The sequence below is a fragment of the Rhodomicrobium sp. Az07 genome (assembly GCF_018619475.1).
Classification (GTDB): domain Bacteria; phylum Pseudomonadota; class Alphaproteobacteria; order Rhizobiales; family Rhodomicrobiaceae; genus Rhodomicrobium.
The window spans coordinates 22,252-41,617 of the sequence record NZ_JAHFZG010000013.1 but is presented as its reverse complement, the minus strand read 5'-3'; the positions used below and the strand labels follow the sequence as shown (position 1 = coordinate 41,617).

Annotated in this window: 19 protein-coding genes; 11 read left to right on the top strand and 8 right to left on the bottom strand. The window is 61.6% G+C overall.

Annotation, left to right across the window (positions count from 1 at the left end; all coding sequences use genetic code 11):
* Positions 1 to 19 precede the first annotated feature (19 nt).
* The 3 genes from argS to lspA all read right to left on the bottom strand — a co-directional run bounded on the left by argS (position 20) and on the right by lspA (position 3,009).
* Positions 20 to 1,777 (bottom strand): arginine--tRNA ligase, encoded by a 1,758-nt coding sequence (gene argS, locus KKP04_RS10755; protein ID WP_215030760.1) that lies wholly within the window; start codon positions 1,775 to 1,777, stop codon positions 20 to 22.
* A 209-nt stretch (positions 1,778 to 1,986) separates the two neighbouring features.
* Complete coding sequence (locus KKP04_RS10750) at positions 1,987 to 2,472, bottom strand: hypothetical protein (RefSeq protein WP_215030757.1); 486 nt, start codon at positions 2,470 to 2,472, stop codon at positions 1,987 to 1,989.
* 36 nt (positions 2,473 to 2,508) lie between these two features.
* Positions 2,509 to 3,009 (bottom strand): signal peptidase II, encoded by a 501-nt coding sequence (lspA, locus tag KKP04_RS10745; protein WP_215030754.1) that lies wholly within the window; start codon positions 3,007 to 3,009, stop codon positions 2,509 to 2,511.
* 173 nt (positions 3,010 to 3,182) lie between these two features.
* Here lspA and KKP04_RS10740 point away from each other — a divergent pair, with 173 nt between their 5' ends.
* From KKP04_RS10740 to arsB, 7 genes are all read left to right on the top strand, one after another.
* A complete protein-coding gene (locus KKP04_RS10740; protein WP_215030752.1) occupies positions 3,183 to 3,917 on the top strand; it encodes a hypothetical protein in 735 nt (244 codons plus the stop codon).
* A gap of 339 nt (positions 3,918 to 4,256) precedes the next feature.
* A complete protein-coding gene (gene hemH / locus KKP04_RS10735; RefSeq protein WP_215030749.1) occupies positions 4,257 to 5,327 on the top strand; it encodes a ferrochelatase in 1,071 nt (356 codons plus the stop codon).
* Positions 5,328 to 5,579: 252 nt separating this feature from the next.
* Positions 5,580 to 6,878 (top strand): RsmB/NOP family class I SAM-dependent RNA methyltransferase, encoded by a 1,299-nt coding sequence (locus tag KKP04_RS10730; protein ID WP_215030746.1) that lies wholly within the window; start codon positions 5,580 to 5,582, stop codon positions 6,876 to 6,878.
* Between the two features lie 251 nt (positions 6,879 to 7,129).
* A complete protein-coding gene (locus tag KKP04_RS10725; protein WP_215030743.1) occupies positions 7,130 to 7,342 on the top strand; it encodes a hypothetical protein in 213 nt (70 codons plus the stop codon).
* Between the two features lie 117 nt (positions 7,343 to 7,459).
* Positions 7,460 to 9,037, top strand: a complete 1,578-nt coding sequence (gene guaA, locus KKP04_RS10720; protein WP_215030740.1) for a glutamine-hydrolyzing GMP synthase — start codon at positions 7,460 to 7,462, stop codon at positions 9,035 to 9,037.
* 76 nt (positions 9,038 to 9,113) lie between these two features.
* On the top strand, positions 9,114 to 9,467 hold the full coding sequence (locus KKP04_RS10715) for a helix-turn-helix transcriptional regulator (RefSeq protein ID WP_215030737.1): 354 nt from the start codon (positions 9,114 to 9,116) through the stop codon (positions 9,465 to 9,467).
* A gap of 3 nt (positions 9,468 to 9,470) precedes the next feature.
* Entirely contained in the window at positions 9,471 to 10,568 is a 1,098-nt protein-coding gene (gene arsB / locus KKP04_RS10710; RefSeq protein ID WP_215030734.1) for an ACR3 family arsenite efflux transporter, read from the top strand.
* Positions 10,569 to 10,663: 95 nt separating this feature from the next.
* On the opposite strand, the gene KKP04_RS10705 is transcribed toward arsB, so the two are convergent.
* On the bottom strand, positions 10,664 to 11,197 hold the full coding sequence (locus KKP04_RS10705) for an arsenate reductase ArsC (RefSeq protein ID WP_215030731.1): 534 nt from the start codon (positions 11,195 to 11,197) through the stop codon (positions 10,664 to 10,666).
* Positions 11,190 to 11,540: a helix-turn-helix transcriptional regulator gene (locus KKP04_RS10700; RefSeq protein ID WP_215030729.1), complete on the bottom strand. Its 351-nt coding sequence runs from the start codon at positions 11,538 to 11,540 to the stop codon at positions 11,190 to 11,192. Before KKP04_RS10700 ends, KKP04_RS10705 begins: the two co-directional genes overlap by 8 nt.
* A 143-nt stretch (positions 11,541 to 11,683) precedes the next feature.
* Here KKP04_RS10700 and arsC point away from each other — a divergent pair, with 143 nt between their 5' ends.
* Positions 11,684 to 12,091, top strand: a complete 408-nt coding sequence (gene arsC, locus KKP04_RS10695; RefSeq protein ID WP_215030726.1) for an arsenate reductase (glutaredoxin) — start codon at positions 11,684 to 11,686, stop codon at positions 12,089 to 12,091.
* 22 nt (positions 12,092 to 12,113) lie between these two features.
* Here the strand turns inward: arsC and KKP04_RS10690 are convergent, their stop codons facing one another.
* The 3 genes from KKP04_RS10690 to KKP04_RS10680 are packed head-to-tail and all read right to left on the bottom strand — an operon-like array spanning position 12,114 to position 13,716.
* Complete coding sequence (locus tag KKP04_RS10690) at positions 12,114 to 12,350, bottom strand: thioredoxin family protein (RefSeq protein ID WP_215030723.1); 237 nt, start codon at positions 12,348 to 12,350, stop codon at positions 12,114 to 12,116.
* Between the two features lie 14 nt (positions 12,351 to 12,364).
* Entirely contained in the window at positions 12,365 to 13,423 is a 1,059-nt protein-coding gene (locus KKP04_RS10685) for a permease (protein WP_215030721.1), read from the bottom strand.
* The gene (locus KKP04_RS10680; protein ID WP_215030718.1) at positions 13,420 to 13,716 is read right to left on the bottom strand and encodes a metalloregulator ArsR/SmtB family transcription factor; all 297 of its coding nucleotides are present in this window, start codon (positions 13,714 to 13,716) and stop codon (positions 13,420 to 13,422) included. Before KKP04_RS10680 ends, KKP04_RS10685 begins: the two co-directional genes overlap by 4 nt.
* 249 nt (positions 13,717 to 13,965) lie before the next feature.
* On the opposite strand from KKP04_RS10680, the gene KKP04_RS10675 reads away from it, so the two are divergent.
* The 3 genes from KKP04_RS10675 to pstA all read left to right on the top strand — a co-directional run bounded on the left by KKP04_RS10675 (position 13,966) and on the right by pstA (position 19,359).
* The gene (locus KKP04_RS10675) at positions 13,966 to 14,946 is read left to right on the top strand and encodes a PstS family phosphate ABC transporter substrate-binding protein (protein WP_215030715.1); all 981 of its coding nucleotides are present in this window, start codon (positions 13,966 to 13,968) and stop codon (positions 14,944 to 14,946) included.
* Between the two features lie 132 nt (positions 14,947 to 15,078).
* Entirely contained in the window at positions 15,079 to 17,601 is a 2,523-nt protein-coding gene (locus KKP04_RS10670; RefSeq protein ID WP_215030712.1) for an ABC transporter permease subunit, read from the top strand.
* A gap of 12 nt (positions 17,602 to 17,613) precedes the next feature.
* Entirely contained in the window at positions 17,614 to 19,359 is a 1,746-nt protein-coding gene (gene pstA / locus KKP04_RS10665; protein ID WP_215030709.1) for a phosphate ABC transporter permease PstA, read from the top strand.
* The last annotated feature ends 7 nt before the right edge of the window (positions 19,360 to 19,366 follow it).

Below are 19,366 nucleotides of genomic sequence, written 5' to 3'. Positions count from 1 at the left end.
TTCACGGACCTGAGCAGGACTAACGCATTTCTGAAATCGCTTCTACACCGAGCAACTTCAAAGAAGAGCGCAATACTAGCGCGGTCCCCGTTATAAGCGCCATTCGCGCCATTGTAATGTCCGAGCTTGCGGGAACCATGAAACGCAAATGTGGCAGTTCTTTGCCTCGCGCCCATAGACTATGGAATAACGCTGCAATTTCATGAGCATAGAACGCCACCCGGTGCGGCTCATGGGCTTGGGCGGCCTGCTCAACAAGTCGTGGATATTCCGCGAGCTTCCTGATCAGCGCAACCTCCGCGTCGTCGACAAGCAGCGAAAAGTCCGCTTTCGCGAGCGAATCGGTCGACAGATCCATATCGGGGAAGCCCTCGTGCGCCTTGCCGAGAACCGAAGAGGCGCGGGCGTGGGCGTACTGCACGTAGAACACCGGATTGTCGTTCGACTGTTCGAGCACCTTCTCGAAGTCGAAGTCGAGCGTCGCGTCGTTCTTGCGCGTCAGCATGATGAAACGCACCGGCCCCGCGCCGACCTCGTCCACCACCTCGCGAAGCGTCACGAACGAGCCCGCGCGCTTCGACATCTTCACGGGTTCGCCGCCGCGGAAGAGACGCACGAGTTGGCAGATCTTCACGTCGACATCGGCCTTGCCATCCGACAGCGCCTTCACAGCCGCCGTGAGCCGCTTGATGTATCCGCCGTGGTCCGCGCCGAGCACGTTGATGAGCGCCCTGAAGCCGCGCTCGATCTTCGTCTTGTGGTAGGCCATGTCGGCAGCGAAATAGGTGTAGGAGCCGTCCGACTTCTTGAGCGCGCGGTCGACGTCGTCGCCGAAATCGGTCGCGCGGAACAGCGTCTGCTCGCGGTCCTCCCAGTCGTCGGGCAGCTTGCCCTTGGGGGGCGCGAGGCGACCTTCATAGATGAGACCCTTGTCGCGCAGGAATTCGATCGTCTCGGCAATCTTGTCCTCGCCGTTCGCGGTGAGCGAGCGCTCGGAGAAAAACAACTCATGCGAGATGCCGAGCGAGGCGAGGTCGTCGCGGATCAGATCCAGCATGGCGGCGATGGTGCGTTCCCGCACCTTTGGTAGCCATTCGGCTTCGTCGCCCTTGAGCGTGTCGCCGAACTCCTTGGCGAGCGCTTCGCCCACGGGCTTCAGATAGTCGCCCGGATAGAGCCCCGCCGGAATCTCGCCGATGTCCTCGCCAAGCGCCTCGCGGTAGCGCAGATGCGCCGAACGCGCGAGCACATCCACCTGCGCGCCGGCGTCATTGATGTAATATTCGCGCGCGGGCTTGAAGCCTGCGAAGTCGAGCAGGCTCGCCAGCGCATCGCCGAACACCGCGCCGCGCGTATGGCCGACATGCATCGGACCGGTGGGGTTCGCCGAGACGTATTCGACATTGACCGCCTTGCCGCCGCCGAGCGTGCTTCGTCCGTAGTCGGCGCCTTGAGCCAGGACCGCGCGAAGCACGTCGCCCCATATCGCCGGTTTCAGCGTGAGGTTGATGAAGCCCGGGCCGGCGATGTCGACCTTTTCGACGTCGGGCTCATGCGCGAGCTTCGCGGCAATGGCTTCCGCGAGGGCCTTGGGGTTTTGGCGGGCAGGCTTTGCCAGCACCATGGCGGCATTGGTCGCGAGGTCGCCATGGCTCGCCTGACGCGGCGGCTCGACCACGAAGCTATCGAGCGGGGCATCCTCGGGGAGCGCACCTTCGGCCTGCATGCCGCGCAGGATGCCGCGAATTCGCGTTTCAAAATTCTGGAAAATGTTCATGCCATCTCATAGGCGAATTGGCGCATGTCGCGCAATCCCGTCGCCCTGAAAAGCAGCCGTTCTCAAGCAAAGAAAAGCGAGGGCAAACCCGCAAACGTCGCAAAGAGCCCGCTTCTCTCGAACATCGGCGACGTTTCCGGGCAATCCCGGCCTCGCCAAGATCGGGCAACGTGCCGTTTCCGCCGTAGGTGACCGGGCAGATCGCGCGGCTACTGAACCCTCTTGCCCTTGTTCTCGTCTTCGTCCTTCGTCGTGCCGATGGCGCGCGAGATCCAGTCCGGACGGCAACGGCTGTCCTGATTGACGTTCTTGTTGAACCGGTCGATGTCGCCCTTGTCGTTAGTCCACTCGCCGTTCCTGCAATATTCCTTGCGCTTGGCTTCGGCGTCTTTCTGAGCCTGCTTTCTGGCTTCCTCGGGATCGGTCGGCCAGGCCTGCGCGGCGGCGAGTTGCGGCGCTTCGCCCGGAACCGGCAGCGGCGCATGCGCGGGCGGCACCACGAGAGGAGCGCGTTCCTGAAGGTTCGGCTCGGGAGCAGGCTTGCCGAGAAGGGCTTCCTTGACGTTTACGCCAGCCGCATCGAGCAGGGGCGCGTTGATTTCGAGATCCGGCCCGCCATCGCCGCAGCCGGCAAGAACCACGGCAAGCGCAAACGCCGCCGATACGCCAATCACGCCTTTTCGCGATGCGAACATGGTTCACCGCCCCCGATTTCCCGTCAGAATCGAGCGTTAGGCTCGGTTTCCGGCTTCTTTATGGCTTGATTTTAACGAGTCGTAAAGGAGGGCGCCCACGCCCGCCACGATGGCAACGTCGGCGAGGTTGAAGACATACCAGTAGAATGAGCCGACATGGAATGAAAAGAAGTCGGCGACGGCGCCATACTGCATGCGGTCGATGGCGTTACCGAGCGCCCCGCCGATGACGAGGCCGACCGCCGCCGCCGAAAGCCGCGTTTGCATATGCGCGAGCCACAGGAACAGCACGAGCGCTGCCGCGAGCGCGAACCCGATCAGGAGCCATTGGCCGGCGGCGCTGTCCTGCTTGAAAAGCCCGTAGGATACGCCGCGATTCCACACGAGCACGATGTCGAAAAACGGCGCGACGGTCACTTTCGCGGTTTCGCCGCTCTGGAAGAATGCGATCGTCCACGCCTTCTGAACCTGGTCCACGATAAGGGTCGCGCCGGCGAAGACGAGGCCTGTCAGACTATATGATCCCCGGATTTTCATCGGTGCCTTTCGACAGGCTGGTGGGCAGACCGCATCTCTAGCCGACGCAACCCGCTCGCACAAGCGCGCGCCCCTCGCGCACAGAAGCAAGAACGGCAGGTGACAGCCTTGCGGGGCCGGTCTATAAGCGCCGGAACAATGGGGCTTCCGCCCGGCGACGGATAATCGAAGCGATGAGCCAGACGATCATCTCCATGAAGTGGGGCAAGCGTTACGGCCCGGACTACGTCAACCGTCTTGATTCGATGATCCGCCGACACACCGCGCGCCCGACCCGCTTCGTGTGCTACACAGACGATGTCGACGGCATTGACGAAGGCGTGGAAACCTACCCGCTCCCTTATATCGAACTGCCCGAGAGCAAGCGCTGGCTGCCTTGGCGCAAGGTTTCGCTCTGGCAGAAGGAACTGGAAGGGATTTCGGGCGAGGTGCTGTTCCTCGACCTCGACGTCGTCATTACCGGTGGTCTCGACGAATTTTTCGACTACAAGCCGGGGCATTTTTGCGTGGCGCGTAACTGGACGCAACCGGGGGAGCGCATCGGCAACACGTCCGTTTACCGCTTTCCGGTTGGCGGCCACACCTATCTCTACGACCGCCTGATGAGTGACTTCGATCGCTATTTCGGCAAGTACCGGAACAGCCAGACCTTCATCTCACGCGAAATCGCCGACATCGAATTCTGGCCGGATGAATGGTGCCAGAGCTTCAAGCACAGCCTGATTCCGACATGGCCGTTCAATTTCATCAAGACGCCGCCGCTGCCGGACGGAACAAAGGTGGTGGCCTTCACCGGCAAGCCCGACCCGGACGAGGCGGTGGTAGGAAAGTGGCCGCGCGACCGTTGGTATCATGTCTTCTACAAGCAGGTGAGGCCGACGCCCTGGATCGCGGAACACTGGCGCTGATTCGGTCGATGCGGCGAATTACGGCCTTGCGCGATGGCGCCGATTAACAAGACGTTGCATAGGCGGATTAAGAAAGGCGACGTCAGCCTAAGTTGCGGCAAAATGGTACTAACATATTGTTGAGCCTGCGTTTGCGAACGCCGGGAGGATTACCATCTATTTCCGACGGGTACGCATTTTCGCCACTGGTCACGAAAAATCGATTATTTTTGGGGCACGTGTAGACGTAGGTAGGATGACAGGCTGCGATCGACGCGCTATTCGAGTATTTCGTTTGCGAACGCAAATGAGCACGAAAGTTGCGGCGTCAGATCGCGAAAGCAGGTGGGAGGCAGGATCATGAATTTTATGCCGCAGCGCTTCTGGGGAGTGGCGCGCGCTCCGCTGGCGGCTCCTGCCGACCATCCACTTGTGAATTACGGCCGCATCGGGGTTCTGCTCATCAACCTCGGTACGCCCGACGGCACGGGTTATTGGCCCATGCGGCGCTATCTCAAGGAGTTCCTGTCGGACCGGCGCGTGATCGAGGCCAATTCCGTGGTCTGGTGGCTGATCCTCAACATGGTCGTTCTTACCAAGCGACCCTTTACCTCCGGGGAAGCTTATCGCTCGGTGTGGAATTCCGAGCGCGATGAGTCGCCGCTTCGTACCATCACGCGCAGCCAGTGCGACAAGAGCAGCGCCGTTCTCGCGCGCGACCCGCGCATCGAAGTCGACTGGGCGATGCGCTATGGAAATCCGAGCATCAAGTCGCGGCTTGAAGTGCTTCAGGAAAAGGGCTGCGACCGCATCCTGATTTTCCCGCTTTATCCCCAGTATTCGGCGGCGACCACCGCCACGGCCTGCGACAAGACGTTCGACGCGCTGAAGGAAATGCGCTGGCAGCCGACCATTCGCGTCGTGCCTCCCTATTTCGAAGACCCTTACTATATCGATGCGCTTGCTGCATCGACGAAGGCTCGCATTGCGGCGCTCGATTTCGAGCCTGAGGTGGTGATCTCGTCGTTCCACGGTCTGCCGCGATCCTACACCGACAATGGCGACCCCTATTACTGCCATTGCGCGAAAACGGTCCGGCTGCTTCGCGATGCCCTGGGCTGGCCCGAAAGCCGCTTGTTGCTCACGTTCCAGTCGCGTTTCGGCTCGGCCGAGTGGCTTCAGCCCTACACCGCAGACACCATTGCCGACCTTGCGCGGAAGGGCGTGAAACGCGTGGCTGTGATGACGCCCGGTTTCTCGTCGGACTGTGTTGAGACGCTGGAAGAAATGGGCATTCAGGGGGCCGAGATCTTCATGGAAAACGGCGGCGAGAAATTCGCTGCCCTGCCATGCCTGAACGATTCGAACGAGAGCATCGACGCGCTGACGACCATCATCAAGCGGGAGCTTTCCGGCTGGGTCGACGTCTAGGCCGCTTGCATGTGATGGCGCGACGTAACGGGACGCCCTCTTCCGGGGAAAGTCTCGTTCGTGTAAGCATCGGAAAGGGATTGCCTTTTGCTTTCTTCGGGCTGCTTGCCCCGCCGGGCTTCGGCGCGCACGCCCCGCTGACGCGCTCATAAGCCCAAAGTTTTTCCCGAAGCGCCGATTTTTCCTTGTTCCCCATTTGCTTATGGGCAAATCTCCCCCCTGCCGACGAACACAAATCGACCAGGGGACCGCATGCAGCCCGGCGCTCGACTTCAAGCAGCGATCGAAATCCTGTCCGAGATCAGGGATCGCGGCAGACCTGCGTCTGTTGCGCTTGCCGACTGGGGGCGTGCCCACCGCTTCGCCGGGTCGGGGGACCGCGCATGGATAGGCAACCTTGTCTACGACAGCATGAGGCGGAAGGGCTCGCTGGCCTTTCTCATGGACAGCGATGAGCCGCGCGCCGTGGCGCTGGCGGCGCTGCGTCGCTCATGGGATCTGACGACCGATGACATCGCGGCCTTGTGTTCGGGCGACCTGCACGCGCCGGAGCCGCTAACGGCCGCAGAAGTCGGCGGCCTCGGCAGGACCGACATCTCCAACGCACCGGACCACATTCAGGGCGACTATCCCGAGTGGCTCTCCACGTCGTTTGCCGCAGCCTTCGGCGCGCGTGCGGTGGAGGAAGGGCAGGCGCTGGCGCGTCGCGCGCCCGTCGATCTTCGGGTCAACACGCTGAAGGCCACGCGCGACAAGGTGCTGAAGGCCTTCGACCGCCATCATGCCGTTGAAACGCCGTGGTCTCCCATCGGGGTGCGGCTACCGCCGCGCGAGGGCGGCGCGCGCAATCCGAACGTTGAGGCCGACCCGGCGCACGGCAAGGGCTGGTTCGAGGTTCAGGACGAAGGCAGCCAGATCGCGGCGCTCATCGCGGACGCGCAGCCGCGCATGCAGGTGGCCGACATCTGCGCGGGCTCGGGCGGCAAGACGCTGGCGCTCGCGGCGCATATGCAGAATACCGGCCAGATTTACGCCTACGATGCGGACGCGACGCGTTTTCGCCCCATCTTCGAGCGGTTGAAGCGAGCGGGTGCGCGCAACGTGCAGACGCTTCAGCCGGGAGATGCGGCGGGGCTCGATGCGCTGGCGGGGCATATGGATCTCGTCCTGGTCGACGCGCCCTGCACAGGTACGGGCGTTTGGCGGCGCAAGCCGGATGCGAAGTGGCGGCTTTCGCCCGCGCAGTTCGATGAGCGCGTGGCGACTCAATCGGCGCTCCTCGACATCGCCGCGAACCTTCTGAAGCCGGGGGGCACACTCGCCTACGTGACCTGTTCGGTGTTGCCGGAAGAGAACCAGCGCCAGATCGAGGCGTTTCTCGCCCGCACGCCGGGTTTCGAGGCTGTCGACGTCGCCCGCCGCGCGAGGGACGTTTTGGGCGAGACCATCGAGACGGCCTATGCCGGCGAGGGCTACGGGCTTCTTCTCACGCCCGCGCGTCACACAACGGATGGCTTTTTTATCGCTCTGCTGGTGAAAAACGCGCCGTAGCTCCGGTCAAAGAGTCGCAAAGGCAAGGATTTGCCTAAAATTCGCCCCGAGCCGGTGTCCTAGCTCGCCGCCGGTCCGCATACAAACAGTCACAATACGGATCTAACAAGAGCCTCGCGCATGGCCGCAGCGGCAAGCAGTACGACGCCGCAACATGCGTAAAAAAACGGCTGTCGCGCGATTGACCTTCGTCTGACGGGCGTCGCGGGCGGCTCGTCAACCGTTCACACTCAGGACAAGCGAGTTCCACCATGGGTTTCCTCAAGACCATCGTCTCATTGGTTCTTTTCGCCGTCATCGCCGTAGCAGCCTATTGGCTCATCGCCTCTTACACCACGAAGGGCGACCTGCCTTACTGGGCCGAGATCAACGCCAACCTGCCCGAACCGCTCCGCAACTTCGCCTGCGAGAACATCAAGAAGACGGACGCCACGGCTGTCGTGCCGAGCTGCCCGGCTCTTTAAGCCTCACCGCCGGTTTGCGGCCGGAACGCTTTACGCGCGCAAAAACAAGGCTATGTTAGGAATGGGTTCGCGCTCGCGCGGACCCATTTGATTTTTCGGACAGAAGTGGAGTTTCTCTTGGCCGGTCTTCCCGCTACGGATGCCGTTCTCATTGTCGATTTCGGCAGCCAGGTCACGCAACTTATCGCGCGGCGCGTTCGCGAAGCCGGTGTTTACTGCGAAATTCATCCCTATCAGTCGGCGGCGGCGGCGTTCGAGACGTTGCAGCCGAAAGGCGTGATCTTCTCCGGCGGCCCTGACACGGTGACGCGCGAGGGCAGCCCGCGCGCTCCGCGGGCCGTGTTCGACTCGGGCGTTCCGATTCTCGCCATCTGCTACGGCCAGCAGACGCTCGCCTTGCAGCTTGGCGGCGACGTCGAGGGCGGCCACGCCGCAGAGTTCGGCCGCGCCGATGTGGAGATCCTGAAGCCTTCACCGCTTTTCGATGGCATCTGGCAAGTCGGCCAGCGCTATCCGGTGTGGATGAGCCACGGCGACCGCGTTACCCGCGCGCCCGAGGGCTTCGAGGCGATCGGCGTCTCGGAGAACGCGCCCTTTGCGATTCTCGTGAACGAGGCGAAGCGCTACTACACGACCATGTTCCATCCGGAGGTCGTCCATACGCCGGACGGCGCGAAGCTCCTTTCCAACTTCGTACACAAGATCGTCGGCCTCAAATCGGACTGGACCATGTCCGCCTACCGCGCGGAGATGATCCGCAAGATCCGCGAGCAGGTCGGCAAGGAGCGCGTGATCTGCGGCCTTTCGGGCGGCGTCGATTCGTCGGTGGCGGCGGTCCTCATTCACGAGGCGATCGGCGACCAGCTGACCTGTATTTACGTCGACCACGGCCTGATGCGCCTCGGCGAGAGCGAGCAGGTGGTCGGCATGTTCCGCGATCACTACAATATTCCGCTGGTTCACGTCGATGCGTCCGACCTTTTCATCGGCCAGCTCGAAGGCGAAGCCGACCCCGAGAAGAAGCGCAAGACCATCGGCCGCCTGTTCATCGAAGTGTTCGAGGCGGAAGCGAAAAAGCTCGCCGCCGACGGTCGTGGCGCGCCGACTTTCCTCGCGCAAGGCACGCTCTACCCCGACGTGATCGAGAGCGTCTCGTTTTCCGGCGGCCCGTCAGTCACCATCAAGAGCCACCATAATGTCGGCGGTCTGCCCGAGCGCATGCACATGAAGCTGGTTGAACCGCTGCGCGAGCTTTTCAAGGACGAGGTGCGCGCGCTCGGCCGCGAACTCGGCCTGCCGGAGAGTTTCATCGGCCGCCATCCGTTCCCGGGGCCGGGCCTCGCCATCCGCCTGCCGGGCGGGGTCACGCGGGAAAAGCTCGACATCCTGCGGAAGGCCGACGCCATCTATCTCGACGAGATCCGCAAGGCCGGGCTTTACGACCATATCTGGCAGGCGTTCTCGGTTTTGCTGCCGGTGCAGACGGTCGGCGTGATGGGCGACGGTCGCACCTATGATCGCGTGCTCGCGCTGCGCGCCGTCACCTCCGTCGACGGCATGACCGCCGACTTCTTCCCGTTCGACATGGGCTTTCTCGGTCGCACCGCCACGCGCATCATCAACGAGGTGAAGGGCGTCAACCGGGTGGTGTATGACGTGACGAGCAAGCCGCCGGGGACAATCGAGTGGGAGTGATTTCTCTAATCCCCTTGCATCGCTGCCGACTTTTGCTTATTCGTATTTCGTCGATTAACGAAGTACGGGTCCACCAATGATTGCCAACCGAATATCCGCGCTGCATGCCGACCCCGATTGCCAAGGTGCGGGTTCGCGCCAGGAGCGCATCGCGAGCCTTGCGAAAGCCCTGTCGCATCCCGCGCGCGTCCTGATCGTCGAAACGCTTCTCCGGCGGCACACCTGCATCGGGTGCGACATCGTGGAGGAGATCGGCCTTGCCGCCTCTACGACCTCGGAACACCTGCGGATCTTGAAAGAGGCAGGCATCATCATCGGCGAGATTGCGCGGCCGAGGGTCTGCTACTCGCTCAACCCGGCTGCGGTCTCGCCTCTGGCCGCATTCCTGAAAACCATTGAAGCCGGCTCCGGTCCGGCCTTACCGGAGTAGATCATGTCGACGTTCGAGAGATATCTCACCCTATGGGTTGCCCTGTGCATTGCCGTTGGCATCGCGCTCGGCCATTTCTTCCCGGCGGTGTTTCAGGCCGTCGGCTCGGCGGAAATCGCCAATGTCAATCTGCCGGTGGCCTGTCTTATCTGGCTGATGATCATCCCCATGCTCGTGAAGATCGATTTCGCGGCGCTCGGTCAGGTCAAGGAGCATTGGCGGGGAATCAGTGTCACGCTCTTCATCAACTGGGCGGTCAAGCCCTTTTCGATGGCCCTTCTCGGCTGGCTCTTCATCGGTTGGCTGTTCCGTCCCTACCTGCCCGCCGAACAGATCGACAGCTACATTGCAGGCCTTATCCTGCTTGCGGCCGCTCCCTGCACGGCGATGGTTTTTGTCTGGAGCAACCTCACCAAAGGCGAGCCGCATTTCACGCTGAGTCAGGTGGCTGTCAACGATGTGATCATGATCGTGGCGTTCGCGCCGATCGTCGGCTTGCTGCTCGGTCTTTCCGCGATCACGGTGCCCTGGGACACGCTCGTGTTGTCGGTCGCGCTTTATATCGTGGTTCCCGTGGTGATCGCACAGGTCTTGCGGAACCGCATCATGGCGAGCGGTGGCGAGGCTTCGCTTGCGCGCGTGCTTCGGATCTTGCAGCCCATGTCGCTTGTTGCGCTGCTGGCGACGCTTGTTCTCCTCTTTGCGTTCCAGGGCGAACAGATCATCGCGCAGCCGCTCATCATCGCCCTACTGGCCGTGCCGATCCTCATTCAGGTCTATTTCAACTCCGGGTTAGCCTATCTCCTGAACCGCGCGGCGGGTGAGGCTCACAACATTGCGGGGCCTTCCGCGCTTATCGGCGCAAGCAACTTCTTCGAACTCGCCGTTGCCGCGGCGATCGCCTTGTTCGGGTTCAATTCGGGTGCAGCGCTGGCGACCGTGGTGGGCGTGCTGATCGAGGTGCCGGTGATGCTGTCGGTCGTGAAGATCGTGAACGGCTCAAAAGGCTGGTACGAGGCCGGCTCCGCAGTTCGGCGGCGCGTGGAAGCTGACGCGGCTGCCGGAGGTGAAGCGCCCCATCTCGTCAAAGCGCGTGGGTAAGAAGTGACCCGGTTGCTGTGTCGAGCGTGCTTCTAGAAAGCACGCTCGCTCCCTTTTAGCCTTATAGCAGAACGCCTTCCACTTGATCGTCTGGCTCAAGAAGCCTTCTCCGGCGCGTCGACCATGCGCCCGATTTCTTCGATCTCTTTCTGAAGCGCAAGGCGGGCCAGCGACTTTACCGGCAGGCTGATGAAGACGTCGATGCGCCGTTGCAGCATGCGATAGGAGTTGGCGAATGCGAGCCGCTTTTCGGCCTCCTTGCCTTCGGCGGTTGAGGGGTCGGGCACGCCCCAATGAGCCGTCATCGGCTGTCCCGGCCACATCGGGCAGACCTCCTTGGCGGCGTCATCGCAGACCGTGAACACGAAATCCATGCGGGGAGCATCCGGCCCCGCGAATTCATCCCAGGATTTCGAGCGAAGGCCGCTCACATCGTAACTGAGGTTTTTCAGGAGATCGATGGCGTAGGGATGGATCTGGCCACGAGGATGACTCCCGGCGCTGAAGGCGCGGAACTTGTCATTCGCAGAGCGGTTCAGGATCGATTCCGCGAGCACGGACCGCGCCGAGTTGTGCGTACACAAGAAAAGCACGTTGAAGATGCGGTCGCCTGGAAGGGGGTCACTCATGGCTATCCTCTTTGCAAAGACCTTTCGCTCCGATGTAGGCCGTGCCGCAGAGTTCGGGATGCCCGCTGCAACACTCTTCGGTCAGATACTCGATGAGTTGGCGGACGCCTTCGACATGCAGCGCATAGAAAATGAAGCGGCCCTGCCGCGACTGTCGCACAAGCCCGGCGCGATCCAGCTCTTTCAGATGGAAGGAGACGCTGGTTGCGCTGATGCCAACGGCTCTCCCAATCTCCCCAGCAGGAATGCCGCTCGGTCCAGCGCCGACGAGATGCCGGAAAATGGCAAGCCGGTTTTCCTGGGCAAGCGCGGTAAAAGCTCGGACAGCGGCGGTATCTTCCATGAATTGGACTATACAATAACCGTTGAAATATGCAACACAGATGCTGTTGCCGTCGTTCGGAGCACGTCCGCAAAGATGGGCGCGCGCAAAAGTGGGCGCCGGTTTTGCGAATCATGCTCAGAAAAAACTTGGAGGCGCGTTAAATGAGCATTGTCATCTATCACAACCCCGCTTGCGGCACCTCGCGCAATACGCTGGCGATGATCCGCCAAAGCGGAGAAGAACCGGAAATCATCGAATACCTGAAGACGCCGCCGTCTCGCGAAAAGCTCAAGGAACTGATCGCGGCGATGGGCGTTCCGGCACGCGCGCTGTTGCGGGAAAAGGGCACGCCCTATCACGACCTCGGCCTCGACGATCCGAAATGGTCCGACGATGAACTGATCGATGCGATGCTGGCGCATCCGATCCTCATCAACCGCCCGATCGTGGTGACGCCGAAGGGCGTCAAGCTCTGCCGTCCCTCGGAAGAGGTGCTGGAGGTCCTGCCGAATCCCGATATCGGACCGTTCACGAAGGAGGACGGCAAGGTCGTTGCGCCGAAGGCTTAAGACTAGAAGAGGGCGCCAGCCCTCATGCCTTCAGCCATTTGGCAAGATCGTCGGCCTTCGGCAGACCGCCTGCATGCACGACCTTGCCGTCGATGACGATGCCGGGGGTGGAGGCGATGCCGTAGCCCGCAATCGCGGCGTAATCGGTGATCTTCTCGATGGTGACGGGGACGCCGGCCTTCTCGGCCTCCGCCTTCACCATCTCGACGGTGGTATTGCAGCGCGCGCAGCCAGGGCCGAGAACTTTGACGTCTTTCATGGGAGTGCTCCGGGTCAGGTGAAAAGGGCGTTGAACAGGAAACCGACCGCAAGGATGCCTGTCCCCACCACACCGATGAACACGGCGATCAGTTTGGCCTTCAGCACCTTGCGCAGGATAATCATCTCGGGCAGCGACAGGGCGATCACCGACATCATGAAAGCCAGCACGGTGCCGAGCGCCGCGCCCTTGCCGATGAGCGCCTCGACGACGGGGATGACGCCAGCCGCATTCGAATACATCGGGATGCCGAGGACGACGGCCGCAGGCACCGACCACCAGGCGTCCCGCCCCATGATCGAAGCCAGGAGATCGGCCGGAACGTATCCGTGGATCGCCGCGCCCGCCCCGATGCCGACCAGCATCCAGGGCCATACGCGACCGATGATGTCTCGCACCGCGTCGAGGCCCGCCTTGATGCGATCCACCATGTCGAGCTTCGCCGAAGGCACGACTACATCTCCGGCGCGCACATTGCGGACCCAATCTTCGAGCCAGTGCTCCAGATGCAGCCGCCCGATCACCCAGCCCGCGACGATGGCAACGGCAAGCCCGAATGCCAGATAGGTGAGCGCGATTTTCCAGCCGAGAAGGGCGAAGAGCAGCCCCAGCGCCACCTCGTTCACCATCGGGGCTGCGATCAGGAACGAAAAGGTGACGCCGAGCGGCACACCGGCGCTGACAAATCCGATGAACAGGGGCACGGCCGAGCACGAGCAGAACGGCGTCACGATGCCGAGCCCGGCCGCCGCCACATTGCCGACGCCCTCCCTATTTCCGGCGAGCAGCGCGCGCGTGCGTTCGGGCGAAAAGAAACTGCGCACGACACCCATGGCGAACACGATGATCGTGAGCAGCAACAGCACTTTCGGCGCTTCGTAAAGGAAGAAGCCTACTGCGTCGCCCGCGCGGCTGTGCGCGTCGATTGAAAGGGCCGATACCGCCCATTCGGAAAACGGGACAAGTTGGCTGTAAAGCGCGACCCAGAGCGCAAGGGCCGCAACGACGCCTGCGAGCCAGCGGAGATTACGTCCCTGTTCGCTCGGGGTGTGGTCCGACAGATGTACGCTCATGCTGCTACTCTTTGTGGTTTGCCTGAGAGCGCCAGCGCCGCTTCCAGCAGGGCGACGATTTCGGCGGAAAGATCGGGGGAGATGCGATAGCGCACCCACTGCGCATCGCGGCGGTCGATGACAAGCCCCGCGTTTCTCAACACTGCCATGTGACGCGACATGCGCGATTGGCTTGCGCCGAGTTCGCGCATGAGTTCGCAGACGCAGTGTTCGCGCCCGTCCCACAAAAGGCGCATGGCGGCGAACCGGGTCGGCTCGGCGAGGGCGGAGAGGATTTCGACGGCGGTCTTCATCGCTTGTATATGCGCCTTTGCGCATGTACGGTCAAGCGCAATTAATAGCTTTCACGGCGGCCTGCCCGATGACCTCGCGCCATGCAACCTGGTCGCGGCGGGCGTTATCAAACCGTCATGAAACTCCGTTACGACAAGTCTGGATGTCGATAATTATCGACATCTTAACCTGCCGCACTTTCGCGGCCGGTGATGATGGACTCCACAGAAATACACGTACGCTGCGTCGTCCAACGAAGGGAAAGCGTAATGAAATTTAAGAGTTTAGCGGTTATTCTGGCGGGAAGTGCTGCTTTGGCGGTAACGGCTTCCGCGCTGGAAGTCGATCCCGCACTGCCAAGCTACAAGCCTGTGAGCGGCATCTCCGGCCAGGTCAAGTCGATCGGGTCCGACTCGCTCAACAACGAGATGACGCTTTGGGCCGAGGGCTTCAAGGCCATCTATCCCAACGTCAAGATCGAGATCGAGGGCAAGGGTTCCTCGACCGCTCCTCCGGCCCTCATCGAAGGCACGGCGCAGTTCGGCCCGATGTCCCGTCCCATGAAGTCGAAGGAAATCGAGGCGTTCGAGAAGAAGTACGGCTACAAGCCGACGCCTTACCGTGTCGCCGTCGACGCTCTTGCCGTCTACGTCCATAAAGACAATCCCATCAAGTGCATGTCCCTGCAGCAGGTCGATGCCGTGTTCTCGAAGGGCCGCAAGGGCGGTGCCGCGAAGGAGATCACCACCTGGGGCGACCTCGGCATGACCGGCGAATGGGCTTCCAAGCCGATTTCGCTTTACGGCCGTAATTCGGCGTCGGGCACCTACGGCTACTTTAAGGAAGTCGCCCTGTTCGATGGCGACTACAAGGACACCGTGAAGGAGCAGCCCGGTTCTTCGACCGTCGTTCAGGGCGTGGCGAGCGACAAATTCGCGATCGGCTATTCCGGCATCGGCTACAAGACAGCCGACGTTCGTGCCGTCCCGCTCTCGGCGAAGGATGGCTCGACCTGCTACGACACCTCGCCCGAGTCGGCCTACTCCGGCAACTATCCGATTGCGCGGTTCCTGTATATCTACGTCAACAAGAACCCCAACCAGCCTTTCGATCCGCTTCGCGGCGAATTCGTGAAGTATTCGACCTCCAAGGAAGGCCAGATCGAGACGATCAAGGGTGGCTACTACCCGATCACCAACGATCTGCGTAACGAAGACTTGAAGGTGCTCGGCCTCGACGCGAGCAAGTAATTACAAGTGCGATGGCGGCCTCGCGCCGCCATCGCCGCTGCAAGTTGGCTGGCTTCCGGGTGTATGATGGCGACCGATACTTCTACTGCGAGCCGGCAAAGAGTAAAATCTCGCGTTACCCGCCGCTCCGTTTTGATCAGCGATGCAATCGCCAACTGGGTCATTCGCATCGGCGGCCTTGGCGTCATCCTTGCCGTCTTCGGCATCATGGTTTTTCTGGTCGATGTCGTTCGGCCCCTGTTTTCCGGCGCTCACCTTGTCGGCCAGCATGAGGTTACGCTGAAAGGCACCTCCGGCCGCGTTCTTTCCGAACTGGTCGACGAATACACGACGATCATCGTTTCGGTCGAAGCGACCGGGGAGGTTGTTGTCAACGACCTCGGGAGCGGGCGTCTTCTCAAGTCCAACAGCTTTCTGACGGGCGACCGGAAGGTTACGGCATTTTCAAGTACCCTTCGCGGCGATGACGTCGCTTTTGGCTTCGACGACGGTACGCTTCGTCTCGGGCGCATCAAGATATTCGCAGAAATTCTGAGTCTGGCGAATGTGCCGTCCGGTCTCACGAAACTTGCAGGGAACACTCTCACGGACGGCGAAGCCGTCTATGTCCCGATAGAAAACGATCAGGTTCGAAAATTATCCGTATCCGTTACGCTTGAAGAGCCTCAGCGCATAGCGCCTGAGGGCACGGCGCTGATCGCGGTCGATTACCGCCTCGGAGGCACCGTAGAGCGCCCGACGACATCGTTCGTATCGATCGATGCCAACGGCGCGGTGCGACTCAGCCGTCTTGAGACGAAGCGCAATCTCTTGACTGGCAAGGAACAGACTTCCCTCTCCTCGGTGGAGCTTCCCTCTTTGCCGGTCGGCACCGATGTGGCTTCGGTGCTTATGACCAGCCAGGCCGATCAGGTCTACGTCGCTGAGAAGTCCGGCTGGGTATCCCGTTACGATGCGCGTGACCCTTCGAAAGCGGCGGTCGCCGAACGCATCAGGCTTACGCCGGAAGGTGTTCGCTTGACGACTCTCGGCTTCCTGGTAGGGGAGCAGTCCATTGTCGCCGGCGGCTCGGATGGCTCGGTGAATATCTTCTTCCGCCTTCCTACGCCGGGCGCGGGAACCGCCGACGGTTTTGCGCTCACGAAAGCCCATGAACTGGCGCCGCAGCCGGCCGCTATTGTCGCTTTCGACCCGAGCGATCGCAGCAAGATGTTCGTCACGGCGGACGCAGCCGGAAACATCTGGGTGCGGCATTCGACCAGCGAGCAGACGCTGTTGAAGCTTCGGACCGGCGCGACCGATATCAGTGCCGTCTCGCTGTCGCCGAGAGAAAATGCCGTCGTTGCAGTCGCAGGACACGGCAAGGCGTTCACCTTCAGCATGGACGCGCCGCATCCCGAGACGACGCTTCGAACCATATTCGGGAAGATCTGGTACGAGAATTATCCGGAGGCCAGTTACACTTGGCAATCTTCGTCGGGAACGGACGCCTTCGAACCCAAGTTCTCACTCGCCCCTCTGATTTTCGGGACGGTGAAGGCTGCTTTCTACTCCCTCATGTTCGCGATCCCGATTGCACTTTGTGGCGCGATCTATACTTCGCAATTTCTGGGCGGACGCGTCCGCGGCGTGGTGAAGCCCGCGATGGAGATGATGGCGTCGCTGCCGTCCGTCGTGCTGGGCTTCATTGCCGCGCTGATCCTGGCGCCCATCGTCGAGAACTGGATCGGCGCTGTCGTGTTGGCCTTCGTCTGCGTGCCGCTCTCGCTTTTCGCCGGAGCGTATCTCTGGCAGCTTCTTCCTCAACCGGTCGCACAGCGCGTGGGAGGCGGCGCAAAGCTTCTGTTCGTGGGGGCTTCCCTTGTTGCCGGCCTCTATGCCGCGATCCATCTCGCTCCGTTGTTCGAACAGGTATTTTTTGACGGCGACTTCCGCGCCTGGACGAGCGGTGCAGGATCGAGCCAACCTTTCATGACGCTTCTCTTCTGGCCTATCGCCTTCGTCGGGCTGGTGATTTTCATCCGCACCATCCCCGCCTTGTCCGGGAGCGGCCGGGCCGGGGACGACGGAGCGCGCGAATTCGTGCGCTGGCTGGCGATGCTCGCCTTGTCGCTTGCTCTGGCGGCGGGGCTCGCGGCGTTGAGCGTGTGGGCCGGGATGGACGTGCGGGGCTCCTTCGTGGGCACCTACGTCCAGCGCAATACACTCGTCGTCGGCTTCGCCATGGGCTTCGCGGTGATCCCGATCATGTACACCATCGCCGAGGATGCGTTGACCGCGGTGCCGGAACACTTGCGTGCCGCGAGCCTCTCCTGTGGCGCCACGCCCTGGCAAACCGCAATCAGAGTGATCCTGCCGACAGCGTTGAGCGGCATCTTCGCGGCCGTCATGATCGGGCTCGGACGCGCGGTCGGCGAAACCATGATCGTCGTCATGGCGGCGGGCAACACGCCGATCATCGACTGGAACATTTTCAGCGGCTTGCGCGCGCTTTCCGCAAACATCGCCGTCGAACTGCCGGAAGCCGTTAAAGATGGCACGCTGTACCGCATGCTCTTCCTCGCCGCGCTGACGCTTTTCATCATGACCTTCGTCCTCAATACGATAGCCGAGCTTGTCCGGCTCCGTTTTCGCAAACGCGCTGCGCAACTTTAGGCGGTTTCGACCATGACCACGATAACGGCAGACGACGTTCAGCAGGCGGATCGGGACAGTTCCCAGGCCGTGACAAGGCGCAACATCACGATCCCGCTGAAGGCGCGCGGCGAGCCCGCGCTTTGGGCGCTCGGCGGCGCCCTTTCGGTCGGCATCGTGATGATCTTCGGGTTTTTGCTGCTCGTCTTCTATAACGGGTTCACGACCTTCATCGCGAAGCCTGTTGCGGTCGTTACCCTTAAATCGGGTGAGCTTGTGGCAGGCGAGCCGACGCGCTCGGAACTGTATAAACTCGCTCCCGACGCCGTAAAGGCGCTTGCTCCGACGGATGCCGCCAAGATCGAGGCGCGGGGCGGGTACGAGCAGCGGACCCTCTACCGCACCGGCAATTACGACCTCAGCGGTTACGACTTCAAATGGGTGGACGACCGCAACGTGGCGCGCGCCGAATTCCCGTCCGACGTTCTTTTCGTGGAGCGGCTCGAATGGGGTGCCTTTGTCGGGCGCATCAAGGCTGCGGCCATCGACGGCAAGACCGTGAGCACGCCGACGGCGAAAGATCCCGCTCTCGTTCAGGCGCATGAAGCGGCGCTTCAACGGCTTCAGGCCATTCGCAACATCGAGCGGAACCTGATAGGGCGCGTGAATTACGATCTGGAGCGGTTACGTCTGAAGGTGCGGCGCGCCGAATTGAACTACGGACCGACCTCGCCGGAGGCTGCCGCGGCACGCGCAAACGAGGTAGAGGCGTCAGGCCCTCTCCGTGCCCAATATGAGCTGCTCGCAGCCGAAGCCCAGCGCATCAGGCAAATCGACCAGAAGAATACCGTCACGCTCGCGGATATCGCAGGCAAGGAAAAGACGCTTCCTCTCTCGGGCCTTGTCCGGTTCTACGCGGCCAACGACCTGACGCTTGCCGACAAGATCGGCATCTATCTCTCTCGCTGGTGGGAATTCCTGAGCAGCGATCCCCGTGAGGCGAACACCGAAGGCGGGGTTCTTCCGGCCATCTTCGGAACCGTCGCCATGACGTTGCTCATGGTTCTGATGGTCGCGCCCGTCGGCGTTATCACCGCGCTTTACCTACGCGAATACGCCCAACAAGGGCGGCTGGTTTCGGTGGTTCGGATATCCGTCAACAATCTCGCGGGCGTGCCATCCATCGTCTACGGCGTTTTCGGACTCGGCTTCTTCGCCTACGGGCTTGGCAGTTCCATAGACGAGGTGTTCTTTCTGGAGCGGCTGCCAAACCCGACTTATGGAACCGGCGGCCTGATCTGGGCAGCTTTGACGCTCGCGCTTCTCACGGTTCCCGTGGTGATTGTCGCGACGGAAGAGGCACTCTCCGCTGTGCCTCGCTCGATGCGCGAGGGCTCGCTCGCCTGCGGCGCCTCCAAATGGCAGACCATCAGGAACATCGTACTTCCGAGGGCCATGCCGGGGATCATGACCGGCATCATCCTTGCCATGGCGCGCGGGGCGGGTGAGGTCGCGCCGCTCATGCTTGTCGGTGTGGTGAAACTGGCGCCCACTCTGCCGATCGACGCCTATTTCCCCTACATCCACCTTGAGCGCAGCTTCATGCATCTCGGCTTTCACATCTACGACGTGGGGTTCCAGTCGCGAAACTCCGAAGCAGGGAAGCCGATGGTCTTCGTCACGACCTGCCTTTTGATAGGAATCATCACCGTTCTCAATCTGGCCGCGATCATCATTCGATCGAGGCTCAAGCGCCGATTTGCCGGGAGCCAGTTTTAACATGAAA

Bases quoted from the DNA above. Each gene is read 5' to 3' on its own strand.
- argS (WP_215030760.1), bottom strand. From the start codon at position 1,777: ATGAACATTTTCCAGAATTTTGAAACGCGAATTCGCGGCATCCTGCGC.
- KKP04_RS10750 (WP_215030757.1), bottom strand. From the start codon at position 2,472: ATGTTCGCATCGCGAAAAGGCGTGATTGGCGTATCGGCGGCGTTTGCG.
- lspA (WP_215030754.1), bottom strand. From the start codon at position 3,009: ATGAAAATCCGGGGATCATATAGTCTGACAGGCCTCGTCTTCGCCGGC.
- KKP04_RS10740 (WP_215030752.1), top strand. From the start codon at position 3,183: ATGAGCCAGACGATCATCTCCATGAAGTGGGGCAAGCGTTACGGCCCG.
- hemH (WP_215030749.1), top strand. From the start codon at position 4,257: ATGAATTTTATGCCGCAGCGCTTCTGGGGAGTGGCGCGCGCTCCGCTG.
- KKP04_RS10730 (WP_215030746.1), top strand. From the start codon at position 5,580: ATGCAGCCCGGCGCTCGACTTCAAGCAGCGATCGAAATCCTGTCCGAG.
- KKP04_RS10725 (WP_215030743.1), top strand. From the start codon at position 7,130: ATGGGTTTCCTCAAGACCATCGTCTCATTGGTTCTTTTCGCCGTCATC.
- KKP04_RS10715 (WP_215030737.1), top strand. From the start codon at position 9,114: ATGATTGCCAACCGAATATCCGCGCTGCATGCCGACCCCGATTGCCAA.
- arsB (WP_215030734.1), top strand. From the start codon at position 9,471: ATGTCGACGTTCGAGAGATATCTCACCCTATGGGTTGCCCTGTGCATT.
- KKP04_RS10705 (WP_215030731.1), bottom strand. From the start codon at position 11,197: ATGAGTGACCCCCTTCCAGGCGACCGCATCTTCAACGTGCTTTTCTTG.
- KKP04_RS10700 (WP_215030729.1), bottom strand. From the start codon at position 11,540: ATGGAAGATACCGCCGCTGTCCGAGCTTTTACCGCGCTTGCCCAGGAA.
- arsC (WP_215030726.1), top strand. From the start codon at position 11,684: ATGAGCATTGTCATCTATCACAACCCCGCTTGCGGCACCTCGCGCAAT.
- KKP04_RS10690 (WP_215030723.1), bottom strand. From the start codon at position 12,350: ATGAAAGACGTCAAAGTTCTCGGCCCTGGCTGCGCGCGCTGCAATACC.
- KKP04_RS10685 (WP_215030721.1), bottom strand. From the start codon at position 13,423: ATGAGCGTACATCTGTCGGACCACACCCCGAGCGAACAGGGACGTAAT.
- KKP04_RS10680 (WP_215030718.1), bottom strand. From the start codon at position 13,716: ATGAAGACCGCCGTCGAAATCCTCTCCGCCCTCGCCGAGCCGACCCGG.
- KKP04_RS10675 (WP_215030715.1), top strand. From the start codon at position 13,966: ATGAAATTTAAGAGTTTAGCGGTTATTCTGGCGGGAAGTGCTGCTTTG.
- pstA (WP_215030709.1), top strand. From the start codon at position 17,614: ATGACCACGATAACGGCAGACGACGTTCAGCAGGCGGATCGGGACAGT.